Consider the following 12,684-nt stretch of genomic DNA (forward strand, 5'->3'; position numbering starts at 1 on the left):
CACCATGAGTTTTTCCGGGTTCATCGTCCAACTGCTCAACGGCCTGGCCGGCGCGTCCTCGCTGTTCCTGGTCGCGGCGGGGCTGTCGCTGATCTTCGGCGTCACGCGCATCGTCAATTTTGCGCATGGCTCGTTCTTCATGGTGGGCATCTACATCGCCTACACGCTGGTCGACCGGCTGGGCACGGGCTATGGCTTCTGGCCCGCGCTCGTGCTGGCCGCGCTCGCGGTCGGCGTGATCGGTGCGCTGATCGAGATGGCGCTGCTGCGGCGCATCTACAAGTCGCCCGAACTGTTCCAGCTGCTCGCGACCTTCGCGCTGGTGCTGGTGATCAAGGATGCGGTGCTGTGGCTGTGGGGGCCGGACGAGCTGCTCGGGCCGCGCGCACCGGGCCTCGCGGGCTCGGTCATGATCCTCGGGCGCCAGTTTCCTTCCTACGACCTGTTCCTGATCGTCGTCGGGCCGCTGGTGCTCGGCGCGGTCTGGCTGCTGCTCACGCGCACGCGCTTCGGCACGCTGGTGCGCGCCGCCACGCAGGACCGCGAGATGGTCAGCGCGCTCGGCGTCAACCAGGCCTGGCTCTTCACCGCGGTGTTCGCGCTCGGCGCGCTGCTCGCGGGCCTCGGCGGCGCGCTGCAATTGCCGCGCGAACCGGCGACGCTCGAGATGGACCTCAACACCATCGGCGCGGCCTTCGTGGTGGTGGTGGTCGGCGGCATGGGCTCGATCCCGGGCGCCTATGCGGCGGCGTTGCTGATCGCCGAGATCAAGGCGGTCTGCATCTGGCTCGGCGTGGTCGACATCTTCGGCATCAGCATCTCCTTTTCCAAGCTCACGCTGGTGGTCGATTTCCTCGTGATGGCGGTGGTGCTGGTGTGGCGGCCGTGGGGCCTGATGGGCAAGCCGCAGGCGCCGAGCCGCTACGTGGGGATGCAGGAAGAGCCGCTGCGCCGGCCGGGCAAGGTCTACCTGATCGCGGCCGCGGTGCTGGGCCTGGTGCTCGCGGCCGTGCCCTTCATCGCGGCCGACTCGCCCTACACCACGGTGCTGATGATCGACCTGCTGATTGCCGCGCTGTTCGCGACCAGCCTTCACTTCATCATGGGGCCGGCCGGCATGCATTCGTTCGGTCATGCGGCGTACTTCGGGCTCGGCGCGTACGGCGCGGCGCTGCTGGTGCGCCACCTCGGCCTGCCGATGGAACTCGCGCTGATCGTCGCGCCGCTGGTGGCCGCGGTCGGCGCCTTCGTCTATGGCTGGTTCGCGGTGCGCCTGTCGGGCGTGTACCTCGCGATGCTGACGCTGGCCTTCGCGCAGATCACCTGGGCCATCACCTACCAGTGGGACGACTTCACGGGCGGCAGCAACGGGCTCACCGGCGTCTGGCCTTCGGCCTGGCTGTCGGACAAGAACGCCTACTACTGGCTGACGCTGGCGCTGGTGGCGCTCGGCGTGTTGTGGCTGCGTCGCGTGCTGTTCTCGCCCTTCGGCTATGCGCTGCGCGCGGGCCGCGACTCGGCGCTGCGCGCCGATGCGATCGGCATCGACGTCAAGCGCATGCAGTGGGCGGCCTTCGTGATCGCAGGCGCCGCGGCCGGGCTCGCGGGTGCGCTCTATGCGTTCTCGAAGGGCAGCATCTCGCCGGAATCGCTCGCCATCGGCAAGTCGGTCGATGGGCTGGTGATGGTGCTGCTGGGCGGCATCCAGACACTCGCCGGGCCGGTGGTCGGGGCGGTCACCTTCACCTGGCTGCATGATGCGGTGGCGCGAAATACGGACTATTGGCGGGCGATGCTCGGTGGGATCATTCTGTTGCTCGTGCTGTTGTTTCCGCAGGGGATTGCGGGGTTTGCGAAGCAATTGTTCGAGCGGCGGCGGCATGTGCGTGAGTCTGCTGTGCTCGACGAGGTGAAGGCATGAGCGGGCTTTTGCCTTTGCTCCCTCTCTCTCCCAGAGGGAGAGGGAGCAAGAAGGGAGGGAGTAAGACCTCATGAGCCTCCTCCAAGTCACCGAACTCGGCAAATCCTTCGGCGGCGTCAAGGCCGTCGACGGCATCAGCTTCGAGCTCGCAGCCGGCGAGCTGCTGGCGCTGATCGGCCCCAACGGCGCCGGCAAGTCCACCACCTTCAACATGGTGAACGGCCAACTCAAGGCCGACCGCGGCTCGATCCGGCTCGACGGCGAAGAGCTCGTCGGCCGCAAACCACGCGAGATCTGGCGCCTGGGCGTGGGCCGCACCTTCCAGATCGCCGAGACCTTCGCCTCGCTTACGGTGGTGGAGAACGTGCAGATGGCCTTGCTCTCGCATGACCACCAGCTGTTCTCGACCTGGCGCCGCGCCTCGGACCACAAACGCGGCGAAGCGCTGGCTTTGCTCGACCAGGTCGGCATGAAGGCGCAGGCCGACCGGCCCTGCAGCGTGCTCGCGTACGGCGACGTCAAGCGCGTCGAGCTCGCCATCGCGATGGCCAACAGTCCGAAGCTGCTGCTGATGGACGAGCCGACCGCCGGCATGGCGCCCCAGGAACGCAATTCGCTGATGGCGCTGACCAAGCAACTGGTGATCGACCGCGGCATGGCCGTGCTCTTCACCGAACACAGCATGGACGTGGTGTTCGCGTATGCCGACCGCATGATCGTGCTCGCGCGCGGGCGCCTGATCGCGCAGGGCAAGCCGCTGGAGATCCGCGACCATCCGAAGGTGCAGGAGGTGTACTTCGGCAGCGGCAAGACTTTCGCACACCCCCAGGCTGCGCGCACTTCGTTGCGCTCCGCCACCCCCCTTGCAGGGGGCAGCGCCAGCAGCCCGGCAAAGCCGGTTCTGCGTCGCTCCTTGAAAGAGCCCGTATGACGAAAGACATCCTGCTCGAAGCCAAGGCCCTGTGCGCCTGGTACGGCGCCGCGCAGATCCTCTACGACGTCGACCTCGAAGTGCGGCGCGGCGAGGTCGTCGCGCTGATGGGCCGCAACGGCGCCGGCAAGTCGACAACGCTCAAGGCGCTGATCGGCATGCTCGCCAAGCGCCGCGGCGCGGTGCGCTTTCTCGGCCACGACATCTCGAAGAGCGAGCCGCACCATGCAGCGCGGCTCGGCCTGGGCTTCGTGCCGGAAGACCGGCGCGTGTTCACCGACCTCAGCGTGATGGAGAACCTCGAGGTCGGCCGCCAGGCCGCGCGCCGCTGGAGCGACGGCAGCGATGCGCCGCTGTGGACGCCCGAGCGCCTGTTCAAGCTCTTCCCCAATCTCGGCGAGATGCCGAACCGCCCCGGCGGCCGCATGAGCGGCGGCGAGCAGCAGATGCTGACGGTGGCGCGCACGCTGATGGGCAATCCCTATCTGGTGCTGCTCGATGAGCCTTCGGAAGGCGTCGCGCCGGTGATCGTCGAGCAGATGGCCCACATGATTCTCGAGCTCAAGGCGCAGGGCGTGAGCATCCTGCTGTCCGAGCAGAACATGCACTTCGCGGAGCTGGTGTCCGACCGCGCGTATGTGCTCGAGAAAGGGCAGATCCGCTATCACGCGTCGATGGCCGAGCTCGCGGCCAACGATGAAGTGCGGCGCGCATATCTGAGTGTCTAGGCAGCAAGAGTTTTCAACCCGAGGAGCGACCCCATGCACGACATCCCACGCAGAACCCTCCTGAAAGCGACCGCCGCATTCGGCCTCGTCAGCGGCCTCGGCCTCGCGATGCCGATCTTCGCGGCCACGAAGATCAAGCCCGACGGCAAGTCCGCGCTGATCGTGGTCGACGTGCAGAACTGCTTCATCGACGGCGGCACGCTGCCGGTCAAGGGCGGCGCCGAGGTGGTGCCGGTCATCAACAAGCTGGCCGGGTCCTTCGGCAACATCGTCGTCACGCAGGACTGGCACACGCCGGGACATGCCTCGTTCGCGAGCAGCTATCCGGGCAAGAAGCCTTTCGAGACCACCAGGCTGAGCTACGGCACGCAGGTGCTGTGGCCCGACCACTGCGTGCAGGGCACCGACGACGCGGCGCTCGACAAGGACCTCAAGCTGCCCACCGCGCAGCTCATCATCCGCAAGGGCTTCCACAAGGACATGGACAGCTACTCGGCCTTCGAGGAAGCCGATCACAAGACGGCGACCGGGCTTGGCGGCTATCTCAAGCAGCGCGGCATCAAGAAGGTGTTCGTGACCGGCCTGGCGACCGACTTCTGCGTGGCCTGGACCGCGATGGATGCGCGCAAGGCCGGCTTCGAGGTCTATGTGATCGAAGACGCGACGCGCGCGATCGATCTCAATGGTTCGCTGGCCGCTGCGTGGAAACAGATGGCGGCAAAAGGGGTGAAGCGAATCCAGTCCGCCGACATCGAAAGCGCCTGAGCCGGCACACCGAATGCCCGAGTTCGCACTGAAGGTCAATGGACGCCACGTCGAACTCGCGGTGCCGCACGAAGCGTCGCTGCTGCATGTGCTGCGCAACGACCTGGGGTTGAACGGACCCAAGTACGGCTGCGGCCTGGGCCAGTGCGGCGCGTGCACGGTGTGGGTCGACGGTGTCGCGGCGCGCGCGTGCGTGATTCCGGCGCACGGCGTGGCGGGCCGTGAGATCACCACGCTCGAAGGGCTAGGCTCGCGCGAGAAGTGGCATCCCGTGCAGCAAGGCTTCGAGGATGCGCAGGCCGCGCAATGCGGCTACTGCCTCAACGGCATGGTGATGCAGGCCGCCGCGCTGCTGGCGCGGGACCCGCATCCGAGCGAGGCCCGCATCCGCAGCGAACTCTCCGGCAACCTGTGCCGTTGCGGCACGCACGTGGAGATCGTCGCCGCGGTGCAGCGCGCCGCGTGGCTGATCGCGAACGAGGACGCCACCACGTGACACGGCGTGCCGACCTGCCGCGCACGCGCAGCGAGTTCATGAATGCCGACGGCGTGCTGGTCGTCGTGCGCAAGACGCCGCCGCCGCCGCCGCCCGCGCCGGGCCAGCCGCCCACGGTGTGGGGCAACCCGGCCGAAGGCGACGAGGTGCTGCTCGCGGTCTGGGACGACGGCAGCGTCAGCGCGCTCAATGGCCACGTCGATCTCGGCACCGGCATCCGGACCTCGCTCGCGCAGATCGTCGCCGAGGAACTGGATGTGCCTTTCGAGCAGGTCTGCATGATGCTCGGCGACACGGCGCGCGTGCCGAACCAGGGCGCGACCATCGCCAGCGCATCGATCCAGATCCATTCGCAACCGCTGCGCCTTGCCGCGGCGCAGGCGCGTGCGTGGCTGGTGGCGCAGGCATCGGAGCGCTTCGGCGTGCAGCCTTCGCTGATGAAAGTGCGCGACGGCCGCGTGCAGGCCGGTGACGATGCCGCCTTCGGTGCCGGCTTCGGCGAACTGGTCGCGGGCGGCCGCACGGTGCTGCATCTCGATGCCGATGCGCCACTGAAGAACCCGGACGACTACCGCGTCGTCGGCCGCTCGGTGCCGCGCGTCGACATCCCGGCCAAGCTCGCGGGCGAGCTCGCCTTCGTGCACGACATGCGCGTGCCCGGCATGCTGCACGGCCGCGTGCTGCGTCCGCCCTATGCGGGCGCGGACCACGGTGACTTCATCGGCAACACGCTCGAGTCGGTCGATGAAGCATCGATCGCGCACATCCCCGGCATTCGCGCGGTGGTCGTGATCCGCGACTTCGTCGGCATCGTCGCCGAGCGCGAAGAGCATGCCGAGCAGGCGATGCGCGAACTGCGCGTGAGGTGGAAGCCATGGCCGGGCCTTCCCTCGCTCGACGATCTCGCCGGCGCGATCCGTGCCAACCCCGCGACCCAGCGCTTGCTGGTCGACGAAGGCGATGTCGACGGCGCGCTCGCCGCGGCAGCGCAGCCGATGCCGCGCACCTATGTGTGGCCCTACCAAATGCATGCGTCGATCGGCCCCTCGTGCGCGCTGGCGCACTGGGCGCCCGGCGGCGACGACGGATTTGCATTGCGCGTGTGGGCCGGTTCGCAGAATCCCCACGTGCTGCGCGCCGATCTCGCGCAGCTGATGGGCCTCGACGACACCGCGGTCGACGTGGTGCGCATGGAGGCCGCCGGCTGCTACGGCCGCAACGGCGCCGACGATGTCGCGGCCGATGCCGCGCTGCTCGCGCGCGCGGCCGGCGCGCCGGTACGCGTGCAGCTCACGCGCGAGCAGGAACATCTGTGGGAGCCCAAGGGCGCCGCGCAGCTGATGCAGATCCGCGGCGGGCTCGATGCCGAGGGCGGCGTCGCGGCCTACGACTTCGAGACCTCGTACCCGTCGAACGGCGCGCCGACACTCGCGCTGCTGCTCACGCGCACCATCGAACCGGTGGCGCAGGCCTTCGAGATGGGCGACCGCACCGCGCGCCCGCCCTATGCGTACGGCAACCTGCGCGTGAAGGTCAACGACATGGCGCCGATCGTGCGCGCCTCGTGGTTGCGCGGCGTGTCGGCGCTGCCGAGCTCGTTCGCGCACGAGTCCTATGTCGACGAGCTCGCGACCGCGGCCGGCGTCGATCCGGTCGCCTTCCGGCTGCGCCATCTGCGCGATCCACGTGCGGCCGAGCTGGTGCGCGAGACCGCGCAGAAGGCCGGCTGGCGCATGCGCACCGGCCCGCAGGAGAACGCCGACGGCGGCCTCGGGCCGGGCGGCGATGTGCTGTTCGGCCAGGGCTTCGCCTATGCGCGTTACGTGCACAGCAAGTGGCCCGGCTTCGGCGCCGCGTGGTCGGCCTGGGTGGCCGATGTCGAGGTCAATCGCAGGACCGGCGAGGTGCATGTGCGGCGCGTGGTGGTCGGGCACGACGCGGGGCTGGTGGTCAATCCGGCCGGCATCGATCACCAGATCCACGGCAACGTGATCCAGAGCACGAGCCGCGCGCTCAAGGAGCGCGTGCGCTTTGCGCCGCAGGGCGGCGCGCCGGGCGCACAGCAGCTGCCTGGCGTGCCGGCTTCGGGCGTGGTCGCGAGCCGCGAGTGGGGCAGCTACCCGATCCTCGATTTCCGCGAAGTGCCGGTGATCGAGGTGATGCACATGCAGCGGCCCGGCGAGCCGCCGCTGGGCGCGGGGGAGTCGTCGTCGGTGCCGGGGACGGCGGCGATCGCGAATGCGATCTTCGATGCCACGGGCCAGCGCTTTCGCGAGCCGCCGTTCACGCCGGAGGTTGTTCGCGCGGCCTTGAACCCGTCTTCACTCCCTCCCCCTCCGGGGGAGGGCTCGGGTGGGGGCACGCAGCGTGTGAACGATGACGGCGATGGCAGCGGCCGCGTGCCCCCATCCCAGCCTTCCCCCGGAGGGGGAAGGAGCAAGACGGCTTGGGCGGTGGGGCTCGTGGTCGGCGGGCTGGGCGTCGTGGCGGGCCTGCTCGGCTGGCGCCCCGTGATCGCACCGGTGTCGCTCAGCGCACCGGTCTACAGCCAGGCGACGATCGAACGCGGCCGCGTGCTCGCCGCGCTCGGCGACTGCGCCGTGTGCCACACCGCGCCGGGTGGCGTGCCCAATGCCGGCGGCCGCGCGATGGAAACGCCCTTCGGCACCCTCCACACCACCAACCTCACGCCCGACGCCGATACGGGCCTCGGCCGCTGGTCCTTCAGCGCCTTCCAGCGCGCGATGCGCGAAGGCGTCTCGCGCGACGGCCATCATCTCTATCCGGCCTTCCCGTACACCGCGTTCGCGAAGACCAGCGACGACGATCTGCAGGCGCTCTACGCCTACTTCATGTCGCTGCCGGCCGTGCGCGCCGAGACGCCGAAGGCCGAACTGAAATTCCCCTTCGGCCTGCGGCCGTTGATGGCCGGCTGGAACGCGCTCTTCCACGATCCCTCGCCCTACCAACCCGTGGCCACGCAAAGCGCCGAATGGAACCGCGGCGCCTACCTCGTCAACGGGCTCGGCCACTGCGGCGCCTGCCACACGCCGCGCAATGCGATGGGCGCGGAGCAAGGCGGCGCGGCCTTCCTGTCGGGCGCGCTCGTCGATGGCTGGGAGGCACCGGCATTGACTTCGCTCTCGTCGTCGGCCGTGCCGTGGAATGCGGACGCGCTCTACCGCTACCTGCGCCGCGGCCATGCACCCCATCACGGCATCGCGGGCGGCCCGATGGCCGAGGTGGTGCGTGAACTCGCGGCGGTGCCGGATGCCGACATCCGCGCCATGGCGAGCTATCTCGCGAGCTTCAATCCATCGAGCGTCGGCGACGACCACGCAGCGCGCGCGCAACGCGCCGTCGCCGACGCCGCGGCCGGCCAGGGGCAACTGCTCGGCAACGCGCAGCGCATGTTCGACAGCGCCTGCGCGGCCTGTCACCACGACGGCGATGGCCCGACGCTGCTGGGCGTCAACACGCCGCTCGCGCTCAACAGCAATCTCACCAGCGCACGGCCCGACAACCTGTTGCGCACCATCCTCGACGGCGTGCGCGAACCGGCCGCGCGCGACATCGGCTTCATGCCGGCGTTCGGCGATGCGCTCGACGATGCGCAGATCGCCGAGCTGGCCGGCTACATGCGCGCGCGCTTCGCGCCGCAGGCGCCGCCGTGGAACGACCTCGCGCGCGAGGTCGCGCGGCTGCGCGCCGCCGCGCGCTGAGCGTCCCTTACGATCGGCACCACACGGGCCGACCCGCCGGCTCGCCCTGATGGAGACGCCGCATGCCTTCGACCCTTTCGCCCACTCCGACCCTGCCTCGCGATGCCGAACGCGCCACGCTGATCGGACGCCTCTGGCAGCCCAATGTCGGCCCCGTGCTGGTCGCGGTGCACGAAGGAGGGCTGCACGACCTGTCGCGCATCGCGCCCACCTGCAGCGATCTGCTCGAACGCGACGATCCGGCGGCTGTCGTGCGCCAGGCGCTGCGCGACAAGTCCGCGCCGCATGTCGTCGCACTCGACGCGGCGCTGGCCAACAGCGACGAGGTGAAGCGTGATGCCGCGCAGCCCTGGCTGCTCGCGCCCTGCGACCTGCAGGCCATCAAGGCCAGCGGCGTGACCTTCGTCGCCAGCCTGCTCGAACGCGTGATCGAGGAGCAGTCGCGCGGCGATGCGTCGAAGGCCGAGTCGATCCGTGCCGCACTCGGCAGTGTGCTGGGCGACAACCTCGCGGGCATCGTGCCGGGCTCGCCGCAGGCGCAGAAGGTCAAGCAGGTGTTGATCGCGCAGGGCGCGTGGTCGCAGTACCTCGAGGTCGGCATCGGCCCCGATGCCGAGATCTTCACCAAGGCGCCGGTGCTGTCCGCGGTCGGCAGCGGTGCCGATGTCGGCATTCATCCGGGGTCGGTCTGGAACAACCCCGAGCCCGAGGTCGTGCTCGCGGTCGACAGCCGCGGCCGCACGCTCGGCGCGGCGCTCGGCAACGACGTCAACCTGCGCGACTTCGAAGGCCGCAGCGCGCTGCTGCTCGGCAAGGCCAAGGACAACAACGCATCCTGCGCGATCGGCCCCTTCATCCGCCTCTTCGACGATCGCTTCGGCATCGGCGACGTGCGCCGCATCACGGTCGGCCTGCGCGTCGCGGGGCCGGAGGGCTTCGTGCTCGAAGGCGCGAGCTCGCTGGCGAAGATCAGCCGCGATCCGCTCGACCTGGTATCGCAGGCCATCGGCCCGCACCATGCGTACCCGGATGGCCTGATGCTGTTCCTCGGCACCATGTTCGCGCCGACGCAGGACCGGCACGGGCCGGGCCAGGGCTTCACGCACGTGGTGGGCGACCGCGTGACCATCTCGGCGCCCGAACTCGGCGCGCTGGAGAACCGTGTCGTCCATTCGGACCAGGCGGCGCGCTGGTCCTTCGGCATCGGCGCGCTGATGCGCAACCTCGCGGGGCGCGGGTTGCTCTGATCGCCGCGAGGGCCTGTGTGAACAGGCCCTAGACCGTGGGTTGAATGCGGCTGATCGCGATCTCCTCGTCGCCGAAGATCTCGGCCCGCGTGAGGCGTCCGCTGGCGGTCTGCAGAAGGCATTCGAGCAGCTGCGCGCCCACCGTCTCGAGCGCTTCGCCCGCGAGGAGGGACGAGACATCGACATCGACGTTGTCGGCCAGCCGCTGCGCGGTCCGCGGGTTGCCCGTGATCTTGATCGTCGGCGCGATGGGGCAGCCCATGATGTTCATCTGGCCGGTGGTGAAGACGATCAGCTGGGCGCCGCCCGCGGCCAGGCCGGTCATCGACTCGGCCGCGGGCGCGGGCGTGTCCATCAGGTACAGGCCCTTGCCGGATGCGCGCTGGCCGTAGGGCAGCACGTCCTGGATGGTGCCGGTGCCGCCCTTGATGATGGCGCCCAGGGACTTCTCCTCGATGCTGCTGATGCCGCCGCGGATGTTGTCCGGCACCGGGTTGGCGCCGCGGATGTCCACGCCGCGCGCATGCGCGTCGTCCTCGATCCGCTTCACCGCGGCGAAGATGGATTTCGCCACGCTCTCGTCGCGCGCGCGGCGCGCCAGCACGGTTTCGGCGCCCATCCATTCCGAGGTTTCCGACAGATAGACCACGCCGCCCGCATCGACCACCTGGTCGGCCACCCAGCCGAGCGCGGGATTCGAAGCCAGGCCCGAGGTGGTGTCGGTGCCGCCGCATTCCACGCCGAGCGTCAGCGCCGAGAGCGGACATCGTTCGGGGCGCTGGGCCGTGGCGTTCTGCACCATCGACGCGAGGATGCGCATGCCCTTGGCGATGGCCTCCACGGTGCCGCCCACGTCCTGGATCGAGATGGACTCGACCGGCTTGCCGCTGGCGGCGATCGCCTCCGCGACCTTGCGCGCGGACACCTGCTCCAGGCTCACCACCAGCACGGCGGCGATGTTGGGATTGGATGCGAGTCCGACCTGCGTGCCGCGGAACAGTTCGTCGTCAGCGCCGAACTGCCCCCGGCCGTACCACACCGGCAGCGGCAGCGTGCCGCGCACGAGCTGCGCCAGATGACGGACCACGCCGTTGGCGTTGTCCATCACCGCGAGAATGGCGACGTGGTTGCGGATGCCGACCCGGCCGTCCGGGCGCCGGTAACCCCAGAAGGTGTGCGTCATGGCCGGCCCCCCGCGCTCTGGATGTCGCCGCGTCCGCGCTGGCTCTCGAGGTTGTGGACATGGACCAGCGCGCCTTCGCGGATCTCGCACATCGCTCGGCCGATCGATTCGCCGTACTTGATGATCTCGCCGTCCTGCGCGATGCGGCACAGCGCGATCTTGTGGCCGAAGGGCACTGCCTCGACGGCCGTCACCTGGGCGTCGCGCGTGCGCACGACCTCGCCCGATTCGACGTCGGCCAACAGGGTCGCGACGTTATCCTGCGGATGCAGGACGCTGGCTTTCATGTCCATCGTGGGTCTCCGGGAGTAGGGCGGCTGCAAGTGCCGCGTTGAACCGATCCATGTCCTGCGCATCCGGCAATGCGCGCAATGCCAGATGCAGCCGCCGCGCCGCGGAACGGCCCACGGCCGGTTCGGCGCAGGCGAGAAACTTGGCGCCGAGCTGCGCTTCGTCCATCGGGTTGGCCGGGCTGCCGAGGTTGTGCCGGACGTAGGCCTCGTGCACCCGCCCGCCGCGCAGGGTCACGCGAACGCGTGCGGGAAACGAGGCGGGGTATTCGGGCAGCGCCGCGACCTTCCAGGTCACGCGGCTCGCGATCGCCCGCGCAATGGGATCCGCGCGCTGGGCCGCATCGAAGCTGCCGTTGTCCAGATGACCATCGAGCAAGGCCCGCGCCATGCAGTACGGCGCCGAGAAGCGCGCCTCGTACGCGGTCTGCACGTTCAGCTTGCGCTCGCGCGGTTCGTACACGAGCGGCACGTACAGGTCCGGCACCTCGCAGGCGATCTCCTCGATGTCGTCCCATCGCTCGGCTGCGATCGAGCCGGCCTCGCGCAGCTGAAGCATCGCCTGCACCTGCGGATGGACGCACAGACAGGCGGGATAGGGCTTGGGGCCCATGAGCTCGACTTCCCAGGGCTCGCCGATGCGCGCGTCGATTCGCGACGCATCGACCTCGGCGCGCGCATAGGAACGGAAGATGCCGAAGCGGCCCTCGAACACTGTCGCCGGCCCGGTGAATCCGGCCTTCGCCAGCTGCGCCGCCTTGATGCCGGCCGATGCAGCCCAGCCGGGATGCATCTGCTTGACCGAACTGCCGTCCGCCAGGAATTCCATCGAGCCCGCCGCCATGCTGCCCGCGATGCCGAAGGCATGAAGCGCCTGCGCTGCATCGAGCCCGAGCAGGCGCGCGGCGACGCTGGTCGTCGCGAAGGTGCCGAGCACCGACGTGGACTGGAAGCCATGCAGTTGGAAGCGCCCGGGTGCCAGCCGTCCGAGACGCGCGGCGACTTCGTAGCCCACGATGGCGGCGGCCAGCATCTCGCGCGGACTCGCACCGAGATGCTGCGCGAGCCCGAGCGCGGTCGGAACGATCGCGGCGCTGGAATGCATCACCGCCGCCGCATGCAGGTCGTCGAAATCGAGCGCGTGCGCCAGCATGCCGTTGGCGAGGACCGCGTCGGACAGCGGCGCGCCGAGGCCCGCGCCCCAGACGCTCACCCGGCCCGGGCCGGCCTGCCGCGCCAGCGCGACACCCGCGGTGCCGGCGCCGCTGGCCAGCGCCGCCAGCGCGACGCCGAGCGTGTCTTCCATGCACAGGGCCGCGCGCGCATGCACGCGCGGCGGAATGTCCGACGCGGGCAAGCCGTGCAGCTGATTCACCAGCTTGCTGGCGATCGTTTCCATGG

Annotated in this window: 10 protein-coding genes; 7 read left to right on the forward strand and 3 right to left on the reverse strand. The window is 69.7% G+C overall.

Features of this window, described 5'->3' with window-relative positions; translation table 11 throughout:
- The first annotated feature begins 4 nt into the window (after nt 1-4).
- The 7 genes from E5P2_RS01065 (at nt 5) to E5P2_RS01095 (ending at nt 9,810) form a co-directional block, all read left to right on the forward strand.
- Nucleotides 5-1,921 carry an ABC transporter permease gene (locus E5P2_RS01065; protein ID WP_162565333.1) on the forward strand — a complete coding sequence of 639 codons (1,917 nt, stop codon included), beginning with the start codon at nt 5-7 and terminating at the stop codon, nt 1,919-1,921.
- Between the two features lie 70 nt (nt 1,922-1,991).
- Nucleotides 1,992-2,852 carry an ABC transporter ATP-binding protein gene (locus E5P2_RS01070; RefSeq protein WP_232080542.1) on the forward strand — a complete coding sequence of 287 codons (861 nt, stop codon included), beginning with the start codon at nt 1,992-1,994 and terminating at the stop codon, nt 2,850-2,852.
- The gene (locus E5P2_RS01075; RefSeq protein WP_162565334.1) at nt 2,849-3,580 is read left to right on the forward strand and encodes an ABC transporter ATP-binding protein; all 732 of its coding nucleotides are present in this window, start codon (nt 2,849-2,851) and stop codon (nt 3,578-3,580) included. Before E5P2_RS01070 ends, E5P2_RS01075 begins: the two co-directional genes overlap by 4 nt.
- A gap of 33 nt (nt 3,581-3,613) precedes the next feature.
- On the forward strand, nt 3,614-4,345 hold the full coding sequence (locus E5P2_RS01080) for a nicotinamidase (protein ID WP_162565335.1): 732 nt from the start codon (nt 3,614-3,616) through the stop codon (nt 4,343-4,345).
- Nucleotides 4,346-4,358: 13 nt separating this feature from the next.
- On the forward strand, nt 4,359-4,841 hold the full coding sequence (locus E5P2_RS01085) for a (2Fe-2S)-binding protein (protein ID WP_162565336.1): 483 nt from the start codon (nt 4,359-4,361) through the stop codon (nt 4,839-4,841).
- The gene (locus E5P2_RS01090; protein ID WP_162565337.1) at nt 4,838-8,563 is read left to right on the forward strand and encodes a molybdopterin cofactor-binding domain-containing protein; all 3,726 of its coding nucleotides are present in this window, start codon (nt 4,838-4,840) and stop codon (nt 8,561-8,563) included. Before E5P2_RS01085 ends, E5P2_RS01090 begins: the two co-directional genes overlap by 4 nt.
- 62 nt (nt 8,564-8,625) lie before the next feature.
- The gene (locus tag E5P2_RS01095) at nt 8,626-9,810 is read left to right on the forward strand and encodes a fumarylacetoacetate hydrolase family protein (protein WP_162565338.1); all 1,185 of its coding nucleotides are present in this window, start codon (nt 8,626-8,628) and stop codon (nt 9,808-9,810) included.
- Nucleotides 9,811-9,838: 28 nt separating this feature from the next.
- Here E5P2_RS01095 and E5P2_RS01100 read toward each other — a convergent pair whose 3' ends face one another.
- Genes E5P2_RS01100 through E5P2_RS01110 form a run of 3 tightly spaced genes read right to left on the reverse strand, consistent with a single transcriptional unit; the run spans nt 9,839 to nt 12,682 of the window.
- On the reverse strand, nt 9,839-10,993 hold the full coding sequence (locus E5P2_RS01100; protein ID WP_162565339.1) for a UxaA family hydrolase: 1,155 nt from the start codon (nt 10,991-10,993) through the stop codon (nt 9,839-9,841).
- Complete coding sequence (locus E5P2_RS01105) at nt 10,990-11,280, reverse strand: UxaA family hydrolase (protein ID WP_232080543.1); 291 nt, start codon at nt 11,278-11,280, stop codon at nt 10,990-10,992. The genes E5P2_RS01100 and E5P2_RS01105 overlap by 4 nt, the downstream gene beginning before the upstream one ends.
- The gene (locus E5P2_RS01110) at nt 11,249-12,682 is read right to left on the reverse strand and encodes an MmgE/PrpD family protein (RefSeq protein WP_162565341.1); all 1,434 of its coding nucleotides are present in this window, start codon (nt 12,680-12,682) and stop codon (nt 11,249-11,251) included. The genes E5P2_RS01105 and E5P2_RS01110 overlap by 32 nt, the downstream gene beginning before the upstream one ends.
- Between the last annotated feature and the right edge of the window lie 2 nt (nt 12,683-12,684).

The sequence above is a fragment of the Variovorax sp. SRS16 genome (assembly GCF_901827165.1).
Taxonomy (GTDB): Bacteria; Pseudomonadota; Gammaproteobacteria; order Burkholderiales; family Burkholderiaceae_C; genus Variovorax.